At 56.5% G+C, this 24949-nt stretch carries 18 protein-coding genes and 2 tRNA genes; 2 read left to right on the top strand and 18 right to left on the bottom strand.

What is annotated here, in order from left to right; translation table 11 throughout:
• Positions 1 to 76: 76 nt before the first annotated feature.
• The 8 genes from alc to gltX form a co-directional block, all read right to left on the bottom strand.
• Positions 77 to 1156: an allantoicase gene (alc, locus tag ACWORE_RS02040; protein WP_455302309.1), complete on the bottom strand. Its 1080-nt coding sequence runs from the start codon at positions 1154 to 1156 to the stop codon at positions 77 to 79.
• 4 nt (positions 1157 to 1160) lie between these two features.
• Positions 1161 to 2795, bottom strand: a complete 1635-nt coding sequence (gene allB, locus ACWORE_RS02035) for an allantoinase AllB (RefSeq protein ID WP_455302307.1) — start codon at positions 2793 to 2795, stop codon at positions 1161 to 1163.
• A complete protein-coding gene (locus tag ACWORE_RS02030; protein ID WP_455302306.1) occupies positions 2792 to 4183 on the bottom strand; it encodes a DUF6986 family protein in 1392 nt (463 codons plus the stop codon). The genes allB and ACWORE_RS02030 overlap by 4 nt, the downstream gene beginning before the upstream one ends.
• Complete coding sequence (locus ACWORE_RS02025) at positions 4180 to 5661, bottom strand: NCS1 family nucleobase:cation symporter-1 (protein ID WP_455302304.1); 1482 nt, start codon at positions 5659 to 5661, stop codon at positions 4180 to 4182. Before ACWORE_RS02025 ends, ACWORE_RS02030 begins: the two co-directional genes overlap by 4 nt.
• A 126-nt stretch (positions 5662 to 5787) precedes the next feature.
• A complete protein-coding gene (locus ACWORE_RS02020; protein WP_455302302.1) occupies positions 5788 to 6573 on the bottom strand; it encodes an aspartate/glutamate racemase family protein in 786 nt (261 codons plus the stop codon).
• Between the two features lie 1027 nt (positions 6574 to 7600).
• Positions 7601 to 7673 (bottom strand) — tRNA-Glu (locus ACWORE_RS02015).
• Positions 7674 to 7696: 23 nt separating this feature from the next.
• Positions 7697 to 7768 (bottom strand) — tRNA-Gln (locus ACWORE_RS02010).
• A gap of 167 nt (positions 7769 to 7935) precedes the next feature.
• Positions 7936 to 9426, bottom strand: coding sequence for a glutamate--tRNA ligase (gene gltX, locus ACWORE_RS02005; protein ID WP_455302300.1), 1491 nt, complete (start codon positions 9424 to 9426; stop codon positions 7936 to 7938).
• Between the two features lie 181 nt (positions 9427 to 9607).
• Here gltX and ACWORE_RS02000 point away from each other — a divergent pair, with 181 nt between their 5' ends.
• Positions 9608 to 10756: an isochorismate synthase gene (locus ACWORE_RS02000; RefSeq protein ID WP_455302298.1), complete on the top strand. Its 1149-nt coding sequence runs from the start codon at positions 9608 to 9610 to the stop codon at positions 10754 to 10756.
• Between the two features lie 45 nt (positions 10757 to 10801).
• Here the strand turns inward: ACWORE_RS02000 and ACWORE_RS01995 are convergent, their stop codons facing one another.
• The 3 genes from ACWORE_RS01995 to ACWORE_RS01985 all read right to left on the bottom strand — a co-directional run bounded on the left by ACWORE_RS01995 (position 10802) and on the right by ACWORE_RS01985 (position 14384).
• On the bottom strand, positions 10802 to 11599 hold the full coding sequence (locus ACWORE_RS01995; protein WP_406604741.1) for a fumarylacetoacetate hydrolase family protein: 798 nt from the start codon (positions 11597 to 11599) through the stop codon (positions 10802 to 10804).
• A 104-nt stretch (positions 11600 to 11703) separates the two neighbouring features.
• Positions 11704 to 12474, bottom strand: coding sequence for an exonuclease domain-containing protein (locus tag ACWORE_RS01990; RefSeq protein WP_455302296.1), 771 nt, complete (start codon positions 12472 to 12474; stop codon positions 11704 to 11706).
• A complete protein-coding gene (locus ACWORE_RS01985; protein WP_455302294.1) occupies positions 12471 to 14384 on the bottom strand; it encodes a DUF294 nucleotidyltransferase-like domain-containing protein in 1914 nt (637 codons plus the stop codon). Before ACWORE_RS01985 ends, ACWORE_RS01990 begins: the two co-directional genes overlap by 4 nt.
• Positions 14385 to 14504: 120 nt before the next feature.
• Between ACWORE_RS01985 and ACWORE_RS01980 the strand changes: the two genes are divergently transcribed.
• The gene (locus ACWORE_RS01980; protein WP_455302293.1) at positions 14505 to 15899 is read left to right on the top strand and encodes an MFS transporter; all 1395 of its coding nucleotides are present in this window, start codon (positions 14505 to 14507) and stop codon (positions 15897 to 15899) included.
• 16 nt (positions 15900 to 15915) lie between these two features.
• Here ACWORE_RS01980 and ACWORE_RS01975 read toward each other — a convergent pair whose 3' ends face one another.
• The 7 genes from ACWORE_RS01975 to ACWORE_RS01945 all read right to left on the bottom strand — a co-directional run bounded on the left by ACWORE_RS01975 (position 15916) and on the right by ACWORE_RS01945 (position 24490).
• Positions 15916 to 16656, bottom strand: coding sequence for a GNAT family N-acetyltransferase (locus ACWORE_RS01975; RefSeq protein WP_455302291.1), 741 nt, complete (start codon positions 16654 to 16656; stop codon positions 15916 to 15918).
• Positions 16657 to 16745: 89 nt separating this feature from the next.
• Complete coding sequence (locus tag ACWORE_RS01970) at positions 16746 to 17774, bottom strand: 3-isopropylmalate dehydrogenase (protein WP_296135937.1); 1029 nt, start codon at positions 17772 to 17774, stop codon at positions 16746 to 16748.
• A 41-nt stretch (positions 17775 to 17815) separates the two neighbouring features.
• The gene (locus tag ACWORE_RS01965; RefSeq protein WP_455302289.1) at positions 17816 to 18964 is read right to left on the bottom strand and encodes a GTP-binding protein; all 1149 of its coding nucleotides are present in this window, start codon (positions 18962 to 18964) and stop codon (positions 17816 to 17818) included.
• Positions 18965 to 19185: 221 nt separating this feature from the next.
• Positions 19186 to 20784 carry a phosphoglycerate dehydrogenase gene (serA, locus tag ACWORE_RS01960; protein ID WP_455302288.1) on the bottom strand — a complete coding sequence of 533 codons (1599 nt, stop codon included), beginning with the start codon at positions 20782 to 20784 and terminating at the stop codon, positions 19186 to 19188.
• 180 nt (positions 20785 to 20964) lie between these two features.
• The gene (ilvC, locus tag ACWORE_RS01955) at positions 20965 to 21978 is read right to left on the bottom strand and encodes a ketol-acid reductoisomerase (protein WP_296135944.1); all 1014 of its coding nucleotides are present in this window, start codon (positions 21976 to 21978) and stop codon (positions 20965 to 20967) included.
• Positions 21979 to 22032: 54 nt separating this feature from the next.
• Positions 22033 to 22530, bottom strand: a complete 498-nt coding sequence (ilvN, locus tag ACWORE_RS01950) for an acetolactate synthase small subunit (protein WP_204581517.1) — start codon at positions 22528 to 22530, stop codon at positions 22033 to 22035.
• Positions 22531 to 22534: 4 nt separating this feature from the next.
• On the bottom strand, positions 22535 to 24490 hold the full coding sequence (locus tag ACWORE_RS01945; RefSeq protein WP_455302287.1) for an acetolactate synthase large subunit: 1956 nt from the start codon (positions 24488 to 24490) through the stop codon (positions 22535 to 22537).
• Positions 24491 to 24949: the final 459 nt, after the last annotated feature.

The following is a 24949-nucleotide window of genomic DNA, read 5'->3' as shown; positions in this document are numbered from 1 at the left end:
ATATCTGCTAATGGCCCATCTACGGTCTCGGCTGGAGGTTTACCAGCCACGATAATCACTCGGGGCAAATCCCCGTCTACACCGGTTTCCCTTCCCAACGTCGTTCCAGTTCCCCATACCCAGCTGCAGTTAATGATCCGAACACCCGCAAGCGCGCTAGCCCACCATCGGGATAGACATCCAAGCGGATGTGCGTGATGGGACGGCCTTGGGCAGCTCCCTCGACGGCAAAACGATGCCGCGTATCCGGCAGTACGCGGCACTTCGGCACCAATTCAATAATCTCTGCAGGTGTCTTTTCCTCCCCAGAGTCGTCGTCGGAATGTGCATTCCACCCCGTGAGGCGAATATCCCCTGGTGCGTTGAAGACAAAATAGCTCGTGTCTATTTCTACGAACTCCGGCGTCCCTTCCCCTGCTAGCCGGACCACAACGTAGTCGTTTCCCCCGTCACGTCGCCTGGCGTTTTCCCATCCTCCGCCCATATTGATCGCGCGTCCCAGACTCAGGATCTGGTTAGGCGAGGAATAAAACATGTTGGAGCATTCCGTGACCCACCCTCCATGTTCAATAGCTGCAAGGTCCACTGTGCTCCCCAAGAATTGAGGATTAGGGGCGGGAATACCGTGGACACGGAGGCGTGCAATGCCCCCATCGGGAATCATGATTAGTTTTACGTGGGTAACACGGGTCTGACCGGCTGTACTACCCGGATTAATACTGATGGCATGCTTGGTATCGCCCTGCGCATCAGTGGGCTCGACGAGATCGAACCATTCATTGTCCGGCAACGCAGCGATTTCTTCTGCAGGACGATAATCGTCGATACAAATACCTTTGACCGCAAATTGAGGTGGATAATTCCCAGTAAACCACGACGTATCCACAATGACGCCTCGAATATAACCGGGGACTCCTAAACGGATAATTGCGGCATCATTGTGTCCGATTTCATCATGTCGCCGCCTTCGTGTTTCCCACCCGTCATATACCTTGCCCTTGTTGCCAAAGAGTGCTGGGTCAAATTCAGGGTCGTGAGCCATGATGAGGTTTTCCCGTTCAGCGAAAGATTCGTCGCTGGCCCAAATCACAGATCCTGCCAATTGTCTGTTGGCCAGATCTGGACAGTGTTCAAAATCAGGGGATGTACCACTCATGTGCTTACTCTCCTTCTGCGTCCTGGTCATCTCCCGTAGCAACTCCGCTACGGTCGTCAGCTCCATCCGGCCTATCGAGCAGTGGCACTATTGGTCCAGGGAAGAAATCCTCCTCTGACAAGTCTTTCGCTTTCGTCTCTGCCGTTCTCGATGCATCTGCCCTGAACACTACTTGCCCGCCGATCCAGGTGTTCTGTACGACGCCGGCCAGCGCTCGTTGCGCATAGGCAGATACCTTGTTTTTGTGGTGTAGCTTTTCCGGCAGGACGACGAAAGCATCATCCGCGCTGATGGCCACAAAGTCAGCTCGCGCACCGGGGGTAATGGCTCCTCGATCCTGGAGCCCACACCAACGAGCTGGATTGGTGCACATCCAGCGAACAACATCAGTGAGAGCGAGTCCACGGAGTCGAGCCTGCGACCAGACGACTGGCAGGCCAAGTTGCACCGAGGCCACGCCGCCCCATGCTTCCCCAAAGCTTCCTTCAGAACCCCGACCATCAGCTCCGGCACCTCCAAGATTATTACCTTGTGCATCCAGAGCCGACCATCCCGTATCTGTTGCCCCACCACTCCTAATGAGATCCCCGGCTTCACTGGCTCCGCCTGAATCCGTAGCTAAATGTGCCTTTGCAAATTTCTTTAACTCTTCAGTGCACGGTGAATGATCTGACACCACGGTAGAAATAACCCCGTCCACGAGTCCTGCCCACAGTCGCTCACGGTTAGCTGCGGAGCGGATAGGCGGACAGCATTTATATTGGGTTGCTCCGTTCTGAATCTCCTCACTCAACAAGGAAAGATAATGGGGGCACGTTTCGGCGGTAATCCGCACCCCGCGCCTCTGGGCATCCCGTAGCAGTTCCAGGGACCCTGAATCAGAAAGGTGGAGAATATGAGCGCGACATCCAGTGCGCTCGGCGGCGTCGATGACAGTCTTCACTGCTTTATGTTCCGCCTCCGGTAGCCTGGAGGCCTCGAATGAGGCATAAACTTCAGTAATCCCACCCCGGGCCTGCTGCGCCTCCTCGCTTTGGCGAATCACCTCGGCATCCTCAGCGTGAACAATGATTAATCCATCGAACTCTGCAATCTCCTGCATGGCTTGGACTAGTTGTTCCTGCGTTAAAGACTGAAACTCATCAACACCAGAGTGAAGCAGGAAGCACTTAAAGCCGAAGACGCGGCCGTCATCCCACAGCTCACGAAGGTCCCCAGTGCCGAGATTTTCCGGCACCACTCCGCCCCAGAACCCCACTGATATCTTGGCTTTATCCTCGGCTATCTTCCTCTTGGGGGCTAAGGCGTCCATCGTCACAGTCGAAGGAATCGAGTTCAATGGCATATCCACAAGCGTCGTTACCCCACCGGCAGCCGCCGCGCGAGTGGCACTGGCGAAACCCTCCCAGTCCGTACGCCCTGGTTCATTGACGTGGACATGTGTATCCACCAGTCCCGGTAACAACACCTGATCCTCGGGGATAATGACGTTTTCAGCATCAGGATAGTTAGTAGCGACGGTATCGTCGTCGTAGATTTCCTCGATGACCCCGTCACGTACCACGACCGTCACGGGGGATTCGTGGATGTACGGGTATCCAATGATCGCGCGACGAGCACGGAAGATCTGTATCGTCATGATTGAAAACCTCCTCCTGGGGTGTATGGAAGGTGCCCGTTGCTCTCGAGCTGAGCTAACTGCTCCACGGTGGCATCTGCCATGTGGACCTCATCGTCAGTGATCGCACCACAGGCATGGGCTCGGCGTAGAAAACTCGCCAACATTTTCGCGGTCGCTGGTTCATCCATCCACTCGGTCGTATCCCCACCGAGATAGGCCTTCAGGCGACGCGCCGACAGCTCCCAGTCACGTCGAAAATAGGCAATTGTGGCAAGGTGTCGGGTGATGAGCTGGTTCGGATGAAGGTCCCATCCTTGACGAATTCCCCTGTTCAAGTGGCGGGTAACTAAGCGATAGTGCAATGCCCATGCCTCTCGCATAGCGGTTACCGGGCCGACGGGAATACGGTTCGTCGAACCATCGGACAATTCCACCCCGCGGCCTCTGGCTACGACCTGCAATAAACCTTTAGCCAAATCTGCCACAGGATGTTCCATGGATTGCTGAGCAGGATCGACTCCCAAGAAAGCGGAATAGTCGTACGTTCCATAGTGCAAGGACAAACACCGCCCTTGAGCAGCAGTAATCAAACGAGCTGCTTCAACAGCCCCATTATCGCCGACGACGGCCTGAGGAGTTTCTACCTGGATCTCAAAATTAATTCGGGCGCCAGCTTTATCTAGGCCCCATTCGGCCTCGAGTATCTCCAGGATTTCTACGAGGGCGCTAACTTGCGACGCTTCCTGCACCTTCGGGAAGGTTAGGCGTAAGGCACGGGGGTTATAACGGTGGGAGTCGGGAGCGTACAACGCATGTAACGCCCCGAGCTCCTGCAACCGTGAAAGAAATAGCGTAAGGGTTTCTATCCCCCGTTTCCGCACCGTCGGATCAAATGATTTAAAGCGAATCCCGCAAAATGCGGGCGCTACGCGGACCTCTCCCAACAACCATTGGGACACAAGGTCCGCCGCACGTACAGCAAAATCTGACTCCTGACTGTCACGTGACGTCACGGGGACGCCACGTTGAGTAAAACCATCTTCAAAATCTATGCGCACATCTTCTATCGGTTCTTGCTGCAATTTCTGTACGGCGAGTTCGGCTACGCGACTGGGGTGTTCTATGTTCAAGAACTCCGCAAGCTTTCGTGCGCCTTCGTAAGGATCACTATCTGCCCCCGGCTGAGACTGCAATACCGAGAGAACCTCTTGTCCCCATTTACGTGGAAGATCAGGCGCAGTATTGAGGTCGGTCCCGCTAAAAAACGAATTTGCTGGAATGTAGACAGTGTGAATGGGCTGACACCACACTGCGGGGCGTGACCAGTCACCGGTAACTTTTGAGTCGGTAAGAGCGAGGCGCTGATCGGCTAAGGCCATGGCTCGCTGGGAAAGCTGCGACTTCATGCGCTGACGGAATCTTTCTGTTGCGGGAGGGAGGGGCTTAATCGCTCGAGGGCGACTAGAACACCAGCCGCTACCCCGGCACCGATAAAACAAGTGTATGTTGCTGCTGGGTGAAGCGGAGGCACCAAAATGGTCAGCAGGCTCATTAATGCACCAATTACTGTAGCGATAACTGCGTTGACATTGAATCCGTTGCGATAGTGGTAAGTTCCCTCTGGTGAGGAATTAAACAGCGCCGATACGTCAACCGGTTTTTTATTGACGATATAGAAATAGCTGATGAGGACACCAAAAAGAGGACCAATAAAAGAAGCGAGAGTATCCAGGGTGTAGTGAATCACTTCAGGTGAATTATAGAGATTCCACGGGGTGAGGAAGATCGAACCAACCGCGGCAATCATTCCGCCTGTACGCCACGATATTTTTGAGGGAGCCACATTAGAAAAATCAAATGCCGGGGCGATAAAATTAGCCACGATATTAATTCCGATGGTGGCAATCATCAGCGTCAACGCTCCGAGTGCAATAGCGACTGTACTGTCGAGCTGTGCGATTGTCTCAATGGGATCCGTGATAAGGCGCCCATATACCGGCACTGTGGCCGATGCGGTGATAACGACCAGCAAAGAGAACACCAAGAAGTTAATCGGCAACCCTAGGAAGTTGCCTCGCTTCACCGCATTTTGAGATCGACTGTAACGGGAGATATCACCAAAGTTAAGCATTGGTCCAGAAAAATAACTGACCACGGTTGCTATACCAGCACAGAATACAGAAAACGCGGCCCAGCCCGAAAGCTTAAAATCCGCTAAAGAGAAGCTAATGTTTGACCAACCGGCTTTATAAACAAGATAGACGGCGAGAGCAAACATGACGACATATACAGCAGGACCGGCGAAATCAATGAACTTACGAATCGATTCCATACCACGCCAAAACACTAAAGCCTGAAGAACCCAGAGAATTGCGAAGGCAATGTACCCCAGGACAGACAGCCCAAGGAAACCGTAAGAACCGGTGTCCGCATATGGTGCCCAACTAGGCACCAACTTGACCATGAGCACAACCAGGGCGTGACTAGCCAAATAGGTCTGTATCCCGTACCAAGCCACTGCAATAACACCACGGATAATCGCGGGGATCTTTGCACCTTGAATTCCGAAAACCGCACGGCACACAACCGGGAAAGGGGTTGCGGTGCGTTGGGAGGGTAAGGACACCAAGTTGCACAAGAAATAAACAATGGTGATTCCCAGGAGTAAAGCTAGCAACACCTGCCAAGCGGTTAAGCCCAGGGCAAACAAGGCTCGGGCTGTGACATAGCCTCCAACGGAGTGAACGTCCGACATCCAAAATGCAAAGACGTTGTAAGCGCCCCAATGCTGGTCTTTGAGTGGAGCAAGATCAGTGTTAATAAGGTCTGGGTCTGCATCTTCAGGGATAATGACTTCATTGCCACTAATATCGCCAGTCTTCATGTTATGACTTTCATTTTTGCCCGCGTCGCGGGGCACGGATTGGTAATAACTGCTTCTGATCCACTGCCCAACCTGGAGGTATTTGCTATTCGCCCTGCTCCAAGATTGGGCATACGGACATTCTCATCACTGGCTTTTCTGCACCTCTAGATGTTCAAAACCGTGCAAAGGCTTGTGCTCCCTCGGAGCAAACGTGCCAACCCGAGATGTGCGCAAACCTTGACGGATAAGAGATTCAGCTTGTCCCACCGCAGCAGCGACGCCATCGATAACCGGTACCCCCAGCACCTCTGATAGTCGCCGGGCTTGTCCGGCCATTCCGCCACAGCCTAGGCAGATCGCTTCTGCCCGCTGCCCGCTTAAGTTCGGCTGCAGAGCCTGCCTCGCCGTTTCAATGATGCGCCGGTTGGTACGCTCTGAGTCTTCTTCTAATTCCAAAACCCCCAGGCCTGTGCCTGTGATGGAAACACAGCGATCGAGAAGCCCAGACTGCCTCAACCTCGAACGAATCATCGGAGTGGTTCTGTCCAGGGTTGTCACTACGCCAAACGTATCCCCAACAGCCATAGCCGCAACTGCAGCTGCCTCGGTGATATCAACCACGGGGACATCAGTCAGCTCCTGCAGAGCTTCTTTCCCTAAGTCACCATAACCGGCAATAATCCACGCATCGACTCTCTTACGCTGATCCTCATGAGGCTCATCACACGAACTCTGATATCGGTGGAAAGCATCAATAACCCCAGTAGCGGATAGATACGCCTCAACGTGGGTTTCCACCGAGGCTGGTCCGATGCTGGGAGTCACGCCAATAATTGTTGTATCCGGGGCGGCTACCTCCTCGGCAGCTTGAACAATAATATCCGTCATGGCCTGCGACGTATTGACGTTAACTATCCCAATTGCATGCATCTCCAGCTCACTTTCTTTAAAGTTCCACAGGGTGAAATTTGTCGAGAATGAGTAATCAACTACTAGAGACCATGCAACAAGAACGTGGAGATTACCGTGTCATCCGGGGAGGGGGTAAATAATAAAGAATTCCGGTAACACGGTTGCAATAAAAGATGGTAGAGCACTCTGAACAGCTAAAACAGTGCAATTAGTTTAATGTTCGTGGCTGAACTATAAATAATTGAAGCGTTAACTCACCCGAAAATACAGAAATTCTACGTGTTGAGCAGGGGTAAACATTTAACGCTTCAGAAACATCGCAACATGACAGACACAATCATGGCCGCTGAAAAAGCGGTACGACCTTGCCTGGCGAAAGTAGCGCCAAACTAGCGCTCATGAGTGAGAGAATAGGCTCCGTAGCCGCGCCGGAAGGCAGTGCACCGTCGTAGTGAACCAGCCTCACAGACCGGTTTTCGGATGAGTCCGCTCCCCCCACCTGTTCTTCGCCCGCGTTATCCTTCGGACCCAGCACATAGACCACGATCGCTGCGGCGAACCCCCGCTATTTTTCGGAGGTGGAGTTAGTTGTTACTCATACGTAAGCGCGAGCATGGATTCGAACCTCTCAACCCTTACGTGGCAACTTTGGCGGTGTATTCGATGAGAAACCCGGCATTAATTTACCTCTCTGATCGTCTGGTGAGGGCACTGACAATTCCTGGCTGCTTCGGGCTCCTCGTCAGGTGCTGAGTATATCGCCGATTCTGCTATTTAGTTGCCCGGCTACCTTTATTTACGGCGCTCGTCAGCCTGTGGGAATCGGATTTCTCGGCCTAAGAAGTCAGCTGCAGATTCACAGAAGTTTGTCCATATGACCTAAAGGGACAAGCGGAGTTAAACAGAAACACGACCTCGACACCGTGGGGCAGGCTATGGCCGGTCTATTTTCAGATGTAGTCAAAATGTAGTCACGCCAGCTGGAAGTTCTGATTTGACATATGGAAAATCTCCCTGACCTGCAGTAACAGGTGAGCGGGTGTTGTACCCTGTACGGGATTTGAACCCGTGCCGCCGCCGTGAGAGGGCGGTGTCCTAGGCCGCTAGACGAACAGGGCATAAGAAGCCAAAGAGCTTCTTGCTGGCCTACCAGGACTCGAACCTAGAATGGCGGTACCAGAAACCGCTGTGTTGCCAATTACACCATAGGCCAATGAGCACAAAGCACCGCCAGGCCCGGCTGCGCTGTGCAACGGGGAATAATATAACCATAGGGCCTTATGTGGGGCAAATCCTCAGGTCAACGCTATTCCCACCGCAGCGCAACACCCGCTCAGGGCCGACGAATGCCAGCTGCTGCAATACTCACTACAGCAGCAATCACTGTTGGGCTGGCCACGGAGTAACGGCCCGCGCATCCTTGAGGCGCTTCATCGTCGTCTGCTTCCCCAGCAGCTCCAGGGACTCGAACAACGGCGGCGATACCGCAGCGCCCGACGTCGCTACCCGAATCGCACCAAACGCCTTCCGAGGCTTCAGACCAAGCCGGTCAATCAACGCGCCATGCAGGGCAGCTTCAATGCGTTCCGTCGTAAAGGAGGATTCATCGATCGCATCCAGCTCCTCCATCGCAACATCAAGGGCCTGCACGGCGTCCTCTTTGAGGTTCTTCCTGCCGGACTTCTCGTCGATCTCGAAGTCGTCATCCGACAGCACAAGGAACTTCAGGAGATCCCACGCATCCCCCAAAGTCTTGATGCGCGTTTGGACAAGCTCAGCAGCGACAGCGAACTTATCGTCCGGATAGTCCGCGGGGAAGCCCTTGTACTCTTCCAAGTACGCCCGCAAACGCTGAGCAAAATCATCTTTGTCGAGCATACGAATATGCTCAGCGTTGATAGCGATCAGCTTCTTCTCATCAAATCGCGCGGGATTACCCAACACATCGGCAACGTCGAAATTCTTGACCAATTCATCGCGGCCGAAAATATCCTGATCGGCGGACAAAGACCATCCCAAGAGAGACAGGTAGCTCACCATTCCTTCCGGAATGATGCCCGCATCCCGGTGATTAAAGAGATTCGACTCCGGGTCCCGCTTCGACAGCTTCTTATTGCCCTGCCCCATGACGAACGGCAAGTGCGCAAACTGCGGAGTCTGCTTCGCAATCCCCAACTTCTTCAGGGCCTCGTACAAGGCCAACTGGCGAGGTGTCGACGCCAAAATGTCCTCACCGCGCAGCACGTGAGTAACACCCATCATGGCGTCGTCAACCGGGTTGACCAGGGGATACAGAGGAGATCCGTCAGACCGGGCAACAACATAATCCGGCTGAGTTTCAGGCTGGAAGGTCACATGGCCACGGACCAAGTCATCCCATTCCCACACCTGCTCCGGCATGCGGAAACGCCATACCGGTTTGCGGCCCTCTTTTTCATATTCCGCAATTTGTTCATCAGTTAAATTGCGGTCGTAATTGTCATAACCCAATTGAGGATCACGGCCCGCAGCCTTGTGGCGCGCTCTCACTTCATCCGCCGTCGAATAAGCGGGATAAACAAAGCCGGCTTCAATGAGTTTATTTAAAACATCAGCATAAATGTCTAACCGCTGAGACTGTCGGTAAGGACCATTCGGCCCGCCGACCTCACCAATTCCTTCATCCCAGTCGATGCCCAACCATTGAAGTGAATCAATAATCGCAGCATAGGATTCCTCAGAATCGCGTTTAGCATCGGTATCTTCAATACGAAAGATCATCTTTCCGCCGGTATGACGCGCATACGCCCAGTTAAACAAAGCAGTACGCACCATTCCCACATGGGGAGTACCCGTCGGCGATGGACTAAATCGGACAACAACGTCACTCATGCCCATCAAGCGTAGTGGACACGGTATTTCTCACCACCCCCGCCCTTGTCGCACACAATCAACACAGTGACACCGCCCGAGCATCACGCGAGCACCGCGCGATCACGACCGACCTTCATTATCGACGACGAATCCGCCGGAAAAGCTTGCCACCTCGAGCGAACGAACGTACTGTTTCAGCGTGGCTTCAGCATCCGACAATAGCTCCGCACCCAGACCCCGAAACGCCCCTGACTTCCTTCTTTCACGTGTTGACGGCTCATTGCGCACGCAAGGCTCGGATGCCACTTTTACCACGATTAGCGACGCTCAAAGCGCCTTAGACAACGGAAAAGCCTCCTACATCGTCGGCGCGCTGCCCTTCGATCCGTCACGCCCGGCTGCGCTCACGAGCCCCCGATCGGTGTGGCGATACACGGGCCCGCTGGAGCCGCCCGCCTTCTACAGGGGCAAAGGCGCCCACGCGCACATCGTCGCTGAAAACCCTAGCCTCGACGAGCACGCGGAGATTATCGACGCCGTCACGCGAACGATCGCGCGGACCAGCGTCGATAAGGTTGTTATTGCTCGCAATGTTGATCTGTTCTTCGATGACCCGATCGACCCGCGGCTGCTGGCCACGCGGCTTATCGACCACGCTCCGAATCTGGACGGTTTTCTCGCGGACCTCTCCCCTGCCGAGGACGAATACACAGGTCACTGGTTTGTTGGTTCCTCGCCCGAAATGCTGATTCGGCGTCAAGGCCCTGTTGTGTCGGCGTATCCCCTGGCTGGCTCGCTCCCGCGGAGCAACGATCCCCAGGAAGACGAACAGCGCGGCCAGCAACTGCTTCACAGCACGAAGAATCTGGATGAGCACCACTATGTCGTCGATCATTACCGACGGGTGCTCGGCCAGCTCTGTCACACGGTGGACATTCCGAGTTCGCCGGAGCTGATGCAGACTGCCGAAATGTGGCACTTAGCGACGCCGATCCGCGCGACTATTAACGACGACGGGCCCAGCGCTCTTCAACTTGCCGAGGCCCTCTACCCCACCCCCGCTCTTGCTGGTGTTCCCACCGACACCGCCATGGAAATTATCCGCACCGCCGAAGGAGACCGCCGGTTTTACGGTGGGGCTGTCGGATGGTGCCACGCCAATGGCGACGGAGAGTTTATGGTCAGCATTAGGTGCGCTGAGCTGGAGAAAGATCTCCAGCACGCCAGAGCCTGGGCCGGTGGCGGGATCGTCGAACAATCCAATCCCACTGAGGAAGTTGAGGAAACATGCGGGAAGATGAAAACAATGCTTCTCGCGATGGGGGCCTCGGAAATTCGCCACAATTAGGGCCGAAAATTAAGGCCGCGACCGAACAAAGGCCGTGTAGCCTATCTACGCCTTGACAACCGGGTTCTTCAGCGAACCCAGCCCAGGGATCTCAATCTCAATCTCGTCACCGGGGACCATCTGCGCTGTTCCCGCGGGTGAACCGGTAGAGATCACGTCGCCGGGAAGCAGAGTGAACGCCTGGGAGACCCACTCAATAATCTCCGGAACCGACTTAATCATCTGATTCGAATTAGAGTCCTGCTTCACCTTGGTGGTTCCGTCGTGAGTCAGGTGAGCGCGGATAGGCAGGCCCTCCAAGTCCAGGGCATCGAGATTGGTTTCAATCCAGGGGCCCATCGGGCAGAACGTATCAAGTCCCTTAGCGCGCGCCCACTGACCATCCGAAAACTGCAGGTCCCGGGACGAAACGTCGTTCACGATGGTGTAGCCGAGCACAGCGTCGCGCCAGTTTTCCGCGGCAACATTCTTCACGGGCCGGCCAATGACGATGGCGAGTTCACCCTCGAATTCAACATTCGTCGCGAAGTCCGGAATCCTAATCGGCGAGCCCGGCCCGGTAATCGCTGTCGGAGGCTTCAAGAAAATCGTGGGCGGCAGATGCTCGGCACCCTTTTTGAAGACTTCCGCCACGTGGTCGGCGTAGTTACGGCCTACCGCAACGACTTTCGGCGCCAAGATCGGGGCCAAAAGTCGGACGTCCGCGAGGGGCCATTCTTTACCCGTTAATGTCGGTTCCCCGAACGGGTGGCCATCAATTTGGCGGCAGACGATGTCGTCACCCTCACCCTCCACGGAACAAAATGTCATACCTTCAACAGTGGCGATTCGAGCTATTCGCATGCGAACCAGCCTACATAACCCCTCACAGCTGATAAGGAAAACATCCTAAAAACAGCGAAGGTGCTGCAGGTGCAGTGTGGGTGCACGGCAGACGAACTGCCACGTCACCACCGCGTCGTCCCCTTCTTCCGAATGACACTCTCCAGCTCCGAGCCGAAGTGATCTGCCGACGTTTGCGCCAAATACAGTTCTGCGCACGCCAGGGCGTCTACCAGCGCGTTGTGGTTGTGATAGCTTGGCAACCCACGGGAATAGCGTGCGTTCATCAACCGGACCTCGCCACGGCCAGGTCGGCGTCCGAATGACACCGCCGACCGTCGCTCCAAATCCATCGTGTCGACGACGCGAAGAGGGCTCCACGGTACACCGACCGCACGCTCACACGCAGTGGAAATAAAGTCATGCTCAATGAGCGCTAAATGTGCCAACAGAGCACGCCCGGCAGCCGCGTTGACAACGTCCGTCAGAATGTCCAGCAAGGATCGGCCATTTTCCAACTGCGAATCGGTGATCCCGTGGATCGTCGCCGACTGCCCCACTGAAACGTCACCCTCGTGATAGCGCACGAGCCAGTGGTCCGCCGTCGCCAAAGGAATGGCACGGCCGTTAATCGCGACCATCCCGACCGACAGCAGACGGTCGCGGTCGGCATCCAGACCAGTGGTTTCTACATCTACAGCCAGCAGCGGCAATTCCGTCAGCGGGGTGTCCAACTCAGGCGCAGGCGTCGTATAGAAATGGTGGAGCGCCTCGGCTAGAGCACAGCGGGAGCGGTCGCGCGGGTCGTCGCTCTCGCGTAACTGTTCGCACACCTCGCGGGAGCGGTCGGCGTAGTCTTCCCACGACACGCGTGGTCGTCGTCGAAAAAACCTCATAACCCCGTGCTCGATTCAGCCGACTTGAGCTCGGAACGGACCAACCGGAATGCATCGCGGAGGGATTCCCGCTCCAAGTGGGCCAAGGAGTCGGGATCGATACGGGCGTTCGTTTCCTTTCCATCCCGCCACTGAGAAGCCTGGTTAGCCAACAAAATGAGCTGGAAAATATCGAATGCATCGACGAGGTCCTCGACACGACGGTGGCTAATGACCCCAGCCCGCGCCGCAGCCCGCAACCGATCACGCGTGCCGACCTCATCCACCCACTCTTGAATCGCATACAACCGCGCGAGCTGAACGACAGCCGTCAGCCCGCCCCTCTTGATATCAAGAGTGTTGGCGTAATTCCCGGACCGATCCAGGACGAATCCACGGAAGAAACCCAGCGGTGGTTCGCGATGACGCGCGATCTTCACCAGCGCGTTAAGGAAGCGTCGGTCCCGGCGCGCAGTCATGAGAGCGGCAGAGCGGACATCGTCGCAAAGTTCACTATCTCCGACCACGGGGCGCATGTCGAAGAAGGTTTGTGCCTTCATTAATGCCTTCGGGCCGAGGTCATCAGTCCATGTACTAAATTCCTTTTCCCAGGCACTCGCGGTGAGACGCCACTTGCTATTGGACGCCATCATGTCGCCGGGGCACACGGGCAGCCCGGCTTGGTGCACCAGGCTGCTGAACTTTTCACCCAACTGTTTGAAGTAGAAACCGTGCTTATCGGGGTCGTACTCGTCGGACAGGATGATGGCATGGTCCTGGTCGCTCGAGAGCACCATTTCGGAGCGGCCCAGCGATCCCATCACAACAAGGCAGAAGCGCACCGGAGCGGGCCCGATTTCCTCCTGTACTAATTCGATGACGCGCTTCATCATTTCGTCGGTGCCCAGGGTCAAGAGCCTCGTAGCCTCGTGCGGAGTGGCGCCACGGTCGATGAAACGCACGGCCACGTCGATCACCGCGTCAAAGCACTCAGAGAGCTGGTCCGTTCGTGCTTCGCGGAATTGCGCGGCGGCAAAAATCGGGTCGCCCTGGAGCTGCCGCATGACGGCGCCCGTCGTCAAGACTCCGACGACATTGTCATCGTCGATCACAGGGAGATGGTTCACACGGGCTTCCGTTAACTGCAGCATGCCCTCGAACAGCGGCATGCTGGCGTAGGTCACCATGGGTTTGGGCGACATGATGGGCTCCACGGGGCCCGACGGGTCCGCGCCCTTCGCGAGCACTTCCGACCGCAGCGTTGCATCTGTCACAATGCCGACGATCCTGCTCGGGCGATGGTCGTCGTCGGCTGCCTTCACGACGATGGCGCTGGATAAATTCCGCTCGCTCATTTTGGTGGCGGTGTCGCGGATCGTGGTGTTGGGCGAGACGATGACCGGTTTCACGGCAACCTCTCCGACGGTTCCGCGGAGGGCGTCGATGTCAGCGACTCCCCCTGTGCCGGACGTCTCCCGCAATTCGTTGGCTGAGCTGCGACGCCTCGTCGTCACTGTGCCGAAGAATGTGGTGACTTCGGGATAGTTCTGGAGGCTTTCGATAACCTCGACGGGAATTTCGATCAGCAGGCTATCTTCATGCGCCCAGTAGGAATAGTGCTGCGTCGTTTTATCGGATACCCGGCGCGGGTAAATTTCGCCGGGGCCGAAGCGGTCGACCAGTTGATCCCGTTCACCGAAGCAGTTGATGGCCCCGGACCGAACAATGCGGATTCCGGTCATCGCGTCGTCAGCTGACGTGCCACCCGAGTGGCTGTGTGACGTATCAGACGTGGCGTCGGCTTTTTCGCCCGCTTTGACGTAGAGCATGGTTGCGTTCCGGGCGACCCGCGCGCGGTGGTCGTCGGTAATGCTGTCAAAGGGCGGGGTGTGCGCTAAGAAATCGGTGATCTCTGAGACTTCAACCGTCATGCCCCCTACCGTATCGAATTTGCGCGCCGTTTTTTACATGTGTTCCGCGACTATTTCGCGTCCGCTACTTCTACTTGCTCTATTTCCACTTCCAGACTAAGCGGTCTATGTTAGGGGACTATGTCTCGCTCCCGACCTTTATCTTCTGGTTCTCCAGCCTCAGAAGAGTCCCCTTCCGTTGCTGCGCGGATGGATCGGCTCCCCGTCCTTCGGTCACACAAATTGATCACCATTGTGATCGGATTGGGAGTCTTCTTCGATCAATACGAGAATTTCCTGGCCCCCATCATGTCGACGGTGCTGAAGAAGCACTTTGAACTGGGCGGGACTCAGCTGTCGCTTGTTCTGGCGTCGGCGTTCTTGGGCCAATTTGTGGGCGCGCTGTGGATGGGCCGGTTGGCGGACCGCATCGGGCGGCAACATACCTTCATCATCAACTTATTGGTCTACTCGCTCGCCTCGATTGTGTGTGGCCTCGCGCCGCATGCCTCCGTTCTGATCCTCGCGCGGTTCGTCGCGGGAATCGGCATCGGCGGGGAATACGCGCTGGCGGACTCGTACCTTGCCGATATCCTCCCGTCTAAGGTCCGCGGCCGCTACATTGTCTGGGCCTACACGGTGTGCTTCTTCGGTGTTCCTGTATCAGGGTTCCTCGCCCGGTGGCTCGTTCCCCTCGAGCCTTTGGGTTTCGACGGTTGGCGCTGGATGTTCATCATCGGCGGTGTCGGTGGATTAATTGTGTGGGCTATCCGCAGCTTCCTCCCCGAATCGCCGGTCTGGCTTGAGGCTCATGGCCGCACAGATGAAGCGGAAAAGATCGCGCGTCGTTTTGAGGATGAAGCACGAAAAGAGGGCCACACCCTCGCAGAGCCGGACACCCGCGTGCGACCTGCCCACCAGAAGAACGTGCAGTTCTCGGAAGTGTTCGCCCCCGCGGTGAGGAAACGCACGCTCGTTGTCTCCATCATGAGTGTTCTTCAGGTGTTCGGGTACTACGGTTTTGGCACGATCGCGACCCTCGCTCTGGCGGCGAAAGGGTTTGATGTCGTCGATTCCATCGCATATACCGCGGTGACCTACATCGGTTATCCGGTCGGCTCGTTACTCATGGTTCCCCTGGTTGACCGGTTCGAGCGCAAACACCTCATTGTTGCCACCGCCATCATGATGGGCGTCTTCGGTCTCGTCTTCGGATTCTCCCCCACGCCCGCCATTGTCATGATCGCCGGCGGATTGTTTACAGCGTCAAGCAACATGTTCTCCGGTGTCTACCACACCTATCTGGCGGAAAACTTCCCGACGCGTATTCGGGGCACGGCTGCTGGTTTCGCCTACTCGCTATCGAAAATCTCGGCGGGCGTCATGCCTTTCATCTTGCTGCCCATTCTTCATAGTGCTGGCCCCGGAAGAGTGTTCACTGTCGTCGCCGTCGCCATGGTGATCATGATGATCGACATCGGAGTCTTCGGGGTGCGCACAACGGGACGCAACGCTGACATCGAAGACCATCTGTGATCGAGGCCGTCTCTTCCTAGCTTCGTTGCGTCTGCACCCCTAGCATCGTGGCCAATTCCGGTGTCCACCCATCGACCTGCACCGAAGTAGACCCACAGTTGAACATGTCTGGGGTGCAATACATTCGCACCTTTTCATTTTCATTGCCGACGTCATTATTGCCGACGTCATTATTGCCGACGTCGTTACCGCCGGCATCATTCTCTTCGGCGGCGGCGGAGGCGCCATTGATGGCGTCGGGACGAGTGCCAAGGAATGTGTAACCGCACGAGAGCGATACCGCTTGAGATGCAGCATTCGTCAGCCAGCTTTCGGATACAGCGATGCCAAGGCCGCAATACGTGAATGCCAGGGTGAGTGCGGCTCGTCGGGCCTGAGTTCCATAGCCGTGCCCTTGAAAAGGCCTCAAGATATACGACCCGGTCTCGACGTAGCTATCGCCAGCCTTGAGGCCGAGGTCACGAAGGAGTCCGCGCAGCTCCTCCCCGCCTGAGGAGGCAGAGCCAGGAATTCGACGCCGACGGAGATCGATCACACCAATAAACTCGCCGCGATGCCGAATAACCAAGGACAAAGTCCACTCGGACGAGGAGGGGTCCCCAGTCCCAAGGCTTGCCATCGTGCTCAGGTGAAACGCAGCGTTGGAATACTTCGGCGCACCGATCCATGGAAAAACCTCGGGACCAGTGGGATCAGCGAACACATCATCCACTCGTGACACCGCGCGAACAGCGTCGGAAATGGCATGCTCATCCATAGGCCGGAGCTCCAGCGCACCCGCTCTTATGCGGAGGCCGGACGGTGGCCAAATCTCAGGTGGTAACACGGCAGTCCCCTACCCCACAGCTAACTGTCGAGACTGTTCGCAATCCGAGTTCCCACTTCCTCGGTGCGAATGCTGCCATCCCTCGAGGCAACATCATTGCGGACCGCGGCCTCAATGGCATCGGCTTCGTCGGTCTTACCCAAGTGACGGAATAGCAGCGCACCCGACAAAATCGCAGCCGTCGGGTCCGCGATCCCCTTCCCGGCAATATCAGGAGCAGAGCCGTGAACAGGCTCAAACATGGACGGATTCGTGCCGGTCGCGTCGATATTGCCCGACGCAGCCAATCCGATACCACCGGTGACCGCTCCCGCCAGGTCCGTGATGATGTCGCCAAAAAGGTTGTCCGTCACGATGACGTCGAAGCGCGAAGGGTCAGTGACCATATAAATTGTCGCCGCGTCGATGTGGCAATAATCCACGGTAACGTCGAGATACTCCTGGGCGACCTGGTCGACGGTGCGTTGCCACAGCCCACCTGCATACACGAGGACATTGGTTTTGTGCACCAGCGTTAACTTCTTGCGTCGCTCTTGCGCGCGGTCAAAGGCGTAGCGGACAACGCGCTCAACTCCGTACCGCGTGTTCACACTTGTTTCGTTCGCAACCTCGTGAGGCGTATCCACACGGATCGAACCGCCATTCCCGGCGTACAACCCCTCGGTGCCCTCGCGGACGACGATAAAGTCAACCTTCCCCGGATCGGACAGAGGCGAGGTTACCCCTGGATACAGCACCGACGGACGCAGATTGACATGGTGGTCAAGGGCGAATCGCATCTTCAGCAGAAGCCCGCGCTCCAGCACTCCTGATGGGACGGTTCGCGGATCACCGACGGCCCCGAGCAGAATCGCATCGTGCTCACGCAAGGAAGCGAGATCGTCGTCCGTGAGAAGCTCCCCATTGCGGAGGTACCGGCGGGCGCCGAGGTCGTAGTCCGTGGTCTCAATGGACTCGCCGCTCCCCGCCAACGCAGCTCGCATCACTTTGAGCGCTTCCGCCGTTACTTCTGTGCCGATCCCGTCGCCAGGGATAACCGCCAGTTTCATATCCTGAGATACCTTTCTCACATCACGGGTTTCTTGTGAGTCTAACCGATCGCCGACGCTCCAGCCATACGTTTAAGCAGCGCGCGGGATTCGTCGTCATTTAGTGTTGCCGCCTGGAGCCGAGCCAGGGCGTCGGCACCATTAAAATTCACACCAATAAGGACAATTTCCGACGACGGAGCCTCCGATGCCTGCGACCACAATGCTGCAGGTGAGATCGTTAAGTTCGGGCCGGCCTGGGACCACATCTGGATGAGCTCTGGGCGGTCGGCAATCCAACAATGCCCTTTTGACCGAACCAAACCGCGCATGGATTTCACGGCTGCAATAAGTCGGCGCTGGTCAAAGGGCCGTTGGGATCGAAACACCACTGAGGAAATACCGTACTCTTCGGTTTCCGGAGTATGCGGATTCGCGAGCTCATCAAGGTACCCGGGAGCTGCAGCGGACTCCTCAACGTCATAAAGGTGCGCATCGAGCACGGCTTCCATGGGAATCTCGCCATTGACGACACGACGTATGCGTGCGCGCGGGTTCATGGCATGAACTGCGTCTTCAGTTGCCTGGGCGAGTTCATCACGAACTAGGTCGCATTTTGTCACGAAGATCATGTCAGCAAACTCGACTTGGTCGACGAGCAGCTCAGCAACCGTGCGGTCGTCGTCGGGAGCGGCCTCTAAACCCCGGTCAGAGAGCCGTCCCCGTTTGTGCATTTGCGGCAGGAACGTCGTCGCATCGACCAAGGTGACCATCGTGTCGATCGGAGCGATGCCACCAAGATGGACTCCGTCGGAAAATTCCCACTCGAAAGTTGCGGCGACAGGCATCGGCTCTGAGATGCCCGTTGATTCGATAACGATGTGGTCGAACTTTTGGCTCGCCGCGAGCGACGCCACCGATTCAATGAGGTCCTCCCGCAGCGTGCAACAAATGCAGCCATTGGAGAGCTCGACCATACGGTCACTTCCGCGCTCAAGGTGCCCCTCACCCGCGATGAGCGCAGCGTCAATATTCACTTCCGAAAAGTCGTTGACGATCACCGCGATTTTGCGGCCAGCGCGGTTGGCCAACAAGTGGTTGAGGAGCGTGGTTTTCCCCGAACCGAGGAACCCCGACAAAACCGTCACCGGCGTCGGCCGAAAGTCGGCCATGTCGGCGTTTCGGACGTTTTCTTTCACCACATCGTCCATATGGCGCTCTTCAAACACTGTGCATCCCCTTAACGTCTCTCCGCGTCAGTCGCAGCACGAAGCTGGACATAACGCACCAGTTGAGATGGAGGACGGTAGTCAGCCAAAGCTAGTCAGCCAGTTCCCGGCGCGGTTGGCTGACTACACATCCTCCAAAGCGTTAATGATACATAATGTCAATAGTGGCGGTTTTTCGCCCGACTCAGGCAGACGCGCCCTACCTAGTCGAAGTCGAGAGCAATGGCATACTGCGCATCCAAGGACGCCTTCATCGACTCCATCACATCGTCAGGAACCGCCTTATCCACCCTAAGGACTAGCGTGGCGCCAGTCCCGGCCTTATCCTGCGACAATGCCGCGGCCTCGACGTTAATTCCACGCTCGCCCAACTGGGATCCGACGGCACCCAAGGCGCCCGGGCGGTCCTTGTAGTGCAGGAACACGTTCCGACCTTCCGCGCGCAGATCCAACCCTCGGTCGTTGATGCGGACAATCTTTTCCACACCGTCCAAGCCGGTCAGGGCACCCACCACCGACACGGTGTCGCCCGTATTCGTCACCAGCCGAACCTCAACAACCGAGCGGTGCAACACCGATTCGGCAGCCGTCGTCACGGAAAGTTGAACACCGCGATCCTCAGCAATGGCCGGGGCATTGACAAATGTCACCTTTTCATCCACCGTGCCCGCGAACACACCACGCAGAGCCGCAAGACCCAGTGCGTCGACATTTTCCGAGGACAGCTCACCACGCGCGATCACTTCCACCGACGTCGTCGCACCATGCTGAATTGCCGACGCCAACACTGCCAGCTTGCGCGTGAGGTTCAGCCACAGGGAAACCTCTTCGCCGATGGCGCCGCCGGAGACGTTCACCGCGTCGGGGACAAATTCTCCCGCGAGGGCGAGCAAGACGGACTTCGCTACATCGGTCCCGGCGCGATCCTGCGCCTCCACCGTCGACGCGCCTAGGTGAGGTGTCACCACGACTTCGGGCCGCTCAAACAGCGGAGAATCCGTGCACGGTTCCGTGGCGTACACATCCACGCCCGCGCCACGAATGTGGCCGGAATCGATCGCACGAGCCAGTGCTTCTTCGTCGATAAGACCACCGCGAGCAGCATTAACGATAATCTGCCCCTTCTTCGCCTTCTCAAGGAGAGCGTCATTGAACATGCCCGCCGTCTCCTTGGTCTTGGGGAGGTGGATGGTGACGAAGTCAGACACCGCCATCAGCTCCTCGAGGTCAATGAGCTCGACCCCCAACTGTGCGGCGCGGGCCGGGTTGGCGTAGGGGTCATAAGCAACAATGCGCTCGACATCGAAAGCGGCGAGACGCTGAGCAAAGAGCTGCCCAATATGTCCAAAGCCGACGATACCCACGGTCTTGCCGTAGACCTCGACACCTTTGAAAGACGACCGTTTCCACTCGCCTTGCCGCAGCGATTGATCAGCCTGGGGGATCTGGCGAGCGGCCGCGAGCAGCAAGGTGATCGCATGTTCGCAGGCTGAGTGGATATTCGACGTGGGCGCGTTGACCACCATCACACCACGCTGTGTCGCGCCTTCAATGTCAACATTGTCCAGTCCGACGCCCGCGCGGCCGATGATTTTCAGCTCTTTGGCGGCGTCGAGAACTACTTCATCCACCGTGGTGGCGGAACGTACTAGGAGCGCATCTGCTTCAGGGACAGCGGCCAGGAGCTCGGCGCGGTTAGGCCCGTCTACCCACCGGACCTCAACGCCATCTCCTAGCGCCTCGATTGTTGATTGAGCAAGCTTGTCAGCGATAAGAACCACAGGTAAGCAGTTGTGATTCACGATTTGGTCCTCCTAGTGAAACAGCGCACGGTCAGGTGCACTCCATCGTATGGGTTGGGGGTGAACACGTATATGGCCCGGATGATCGGGCGCAGATATACAAAAAGCATAGCCCTCCTACCAGCACATTATGGCGGAATAAGAAGACTATGCTGAATAATATCCCTTTTTGGGGATATTTTAAGCGGTTTCGTCTAGCGGGTTAGCGATCCAGCTCATCATGGAGCGCATATCTTTACCTGCCTTCTCCAGCGGGTGGTTCGCGTATTCCTCGCGCAGACCCTTCAGACCAGGCTGGCCAGCGTCGACATCCTTGAACATGGCGTCGACAAAGGTGCTGTCCTGAATCTCAGAGAGAACCTTCTTCATCGACTCCTTGACGTGGTCATCAATGATCTTTGGTCCCGAAACATAGCCACCGAACTCAGCGGTTTCCGAGATCGAGTAGTTCATGTTCGACAGGCCACCCTCGAAAATGAGGTCCACAATCAGCTTCATTTCGTGGCAGACCTCGAAGAACGCCATCTCCGGTGCGTAACCAGCTTCGACGAGAACCTCGAAGCCCGTCATCATCAGCTTTTCCAAGCCACCACAGAGAACTGCCTGCTCACCGAAGAGGTCAGTTTCGGTCTCTTCGCGGAAGGTGGTCTCGATAACCCCTGCACGTCCAGCGCCGATAGCAGCTGCATAGGACAGTGCCAGCGCCGTGCCCTCGCCAGTAGGGTCATTTTCCACGGCAATCAACGACGGAACGCCCTTGCCCTCCGTAAACTGGCGACGAACCAGGTGGCCGGGGCCCTTCGGTGCAACCATGCCCACCGTGACTCCCTTAGGAGCGACGATCTTCTTGAAGTGAATGTTCAAGCCGTGGGCGAAGAAAATAGCATCGCCATCCTTCAGATGAGGCTCGATCTCCTTCTCGAAGATCGCGATTTGCGACGTATCGGGGGCCAGGATCATGATCAGATCAGCCCACTCAGCGGCCTCAGCGTTAGAGAGCACTTCGAAGCCAGCTTCTTTGGCCTTTTCCGCAGATTTGGAGCCCTCGCGGAGGCCGATACGAACCTCGACGCCAGAGTCGCGCAAGCACTTAGCGTGCGCGTGGCCCTGTGAACCGTAGCCAATCACCGCTACTTTGCGACCTTGGATAATGCTCAGGTCTGCGTCATCGTCGTAATAAGTTTTGATTGCCACTGTAACTCCTTTCAAGAGTTCCATTTGTCGAGAAGATCATATCATAGGGTGAGATTATCGTTTGGGCATCATGGGATTCGCACCACGACTTAAAGCAACCACCCCCGAATACACTTGTTCGCGGATACCGAACGGGCGGAGGACATCCAACAGAGCAACCAACTTCCCCGGCTGCCCCGTCGCCTCAATGACCACCGATTCAGGCGCCACATCGACCACACGAGCGCGGAACAGGTTGGCAGCGTCTACGACCTGTGCCCGGTTCTCATTATTCGCCGCAACCTTGACCATGAGCAGTGCACGAGACACCATTTGATCGTCCTTCTGCCGAATAACCTTCAGCACCGGGACCAATTTATTGAGCTGCTTCGTGATCTGTTCGATGGACACTTCATCTGTTTCGACGACGATGGTGATCCGATTGACCCCCTCCAGATCAGTCGTACCTGTCGTCATCGAAATGATGTTGAATGATCGCCGGGCGAACATCCCGGACAGCCGAGCAACAATGCCTGGCTGATCTTCTACTAAGAGACTCAACGTATGTTGCATGCCCCTACTCCTCTCCCCCGCCGCGCTGGTCATCGGTTGCTGCGGTGGTTCCTTCCGCCGCCAACCGAGCCTGATCCTCTTCAATAACGTCGCTCACATCAGTGACAGAATCTTCATCAATCATCTGATCTGAGTCGAACAGTGGCCGCAGGTTGAGGGCGTACTGGATCTCATCATTCGAGTGTCCCGACGCAACCATCGGCCACACTTGCGCATCCTCACCAACGATGAAGTCAATCACCACCGGCCGGTCATTGATCTCACGCGCTTTCTTGATCGTCGGCACGATCTCATCTTCCCGAGTAACCCGGAAGCTCGCGCACCCCATCGACTCTGCCAACGACACAAAATCAGGCAGATACTCGCCCTTCGGGTGAAGCCCTGTGTGCGAATAGTGGCTCTGGTAGAACAAATTCTGCCACTGACGAACCATGCCCAAGTTGCCGTTATTGATCACCGCGACTTTGATCGGAAGATCGTTGACCGCGCAGGTCACCAACTCCTGGTTGGTCATCTGGAAGCAACCATCACCATCGATAGCCCAGACTTCCTTCCCCGGCGAACCGGCCTGAGCACCCATCGCCGCGGGGACGGCATAACCCATCGTCCCCAGGCCACCCGAGTTCAACCAGGTCCGCGGCTGCTCATAATCGACGAACTGCGCCGCCCACATCTGGTGCTGCCCCACACCAGCGCAGTAAATCGCGTCGGGGCCAACTTCGTCGGAAATAGCCTTAATGACGGCTTGGGGAGCTAACTTGCCATCGTCGGGATTCTCCCACCCCAATGCATAGGTCTTCTGCAAAGAATGGAGATAATCAACCCAGCGGCTACATTCAGGCTGCTTCAGGTTCTTCTTCTTGTACATATCGGTCAGAGACTGAAGAACTTCACGCGCATCCCCGACGATGGGGACCTCAACCTCGCGAATCTTCCCGATCTCCGCAGGGTCAAGATCCGCATGGATAAACTTCGCCTCCGGAGCGAAGGACTCAACATCACCGGTGACACGATCGTCGAAACGCGTTCCGATCGCTATAACAACGTCGGCTTTCTGCAATGAAGCGACGGCCGAGACACTGCCATGCATCCCCGGCATGCCCATATGAAGCGGGTGGGAATCGGGGAACGACCCCAGCGCCATCAACGTCGTCACCACGGGAATACCCGTCTTTTCGACGAACTCCGCAAGCTCCGCGCTGGCATTAGCCTTGATCACCCCACCACCGACATACAGCACCGGGCGACGGGATTGCGCAATGAGGTCCACCGCCTGCTTGATCTTCCGAGAGTGCGGCGACGTCGTCGGCCGATAACCAGGAAGCTCCAGCTCAACAGGCCACTCAAACTCAGCGACTTGATTCTGAATATCCTTCGGCACATCGACAAGCACCGGACCAGGACGCCCAGTGGATGCCAAGTGGAATGCCTCCGCAATCAGACGCGGGATGTCCTCAACTTTGGTCACCATGAAGTTGTGCTTCGTGACGGGGAGGGTCACCCCGCAAATATCAGCTTCCTGGAACGCGTCGGTTCCCAATAAGCGCAGCCCCACCTGCCCAGTAATCGCGACGACCGGAACAGAGTCAATGTTGGCATCGGCCAGCGGCGTCACAAGGTTTGTCGCGCCGGGTCCTGAAGTCGCAATGCACACGCCAACTTCGCCGGTTGCTTGGGCATAACCGGTTGCGGCGTGGCCAGCACCCTGCTCGTGGCGCACCAGAATGTGATTGAGAGTGGTCGATTCGTAAAGGGCCTCGTAGAGGGGAAGAACAGCGCCACCCGGAAGACCGAAAACAGTCCGGGTACCCAATACCTCGAGGGTACGGACAATAAGCTCTGCGCCGGTGAGCTTCTCTTTTCGGGGTTTCTGAGTGGGTTTGTTGGGTGCTCCCGACTGCGTTGCCACAGTTGAAGCCGCAACCGTCGCCGGAGTGGGCGGTTGAGAGGGGGCGTTCACGGTTTTGTGCTCTCCTCACTGTGTGATCAGGGGTATCACAGCCTCAGCGGAACGTTATTCCCGACGGATGGGCGTGGTAGCGCCATCGTCGCGAGTTCCGATAAAGCATCGGATATGAAAAAAGCCCTTCTCGCGTGGTGCGAAAGGGCGGTGACGAGTAACCAGGAAAGCTAACGCCCTCTCGGTACTACAAGAATGATGGTGGTCATCGTTGCGCTCGTCATACTTAGAACTATAAGGGCACAGACACGTCAGACCAACTAGGACCGCGAGAAATCACCGGAATTGCCCGATAATGGTGCACTATCACCCCCGAATGGTAAGGAACGCGCCCGAAAACGGGAGGACGGCGAGCCACACGAGACCGAACGTCCACTCCTCTACCATCCCCGTGCTGATAGTTCACTGAGAATATTCACGGAGATCTGTGAAAAGATCATTCACATCGTGGCCAACCGC

This window comes from Corynebacterium sp. c7Ub_26 (assembly GCF_053760365.1).
Note: the sequence above shows the minus strand (reverse complement) of the source record. Positions and strands in the feature narration are given on the sequence as shown.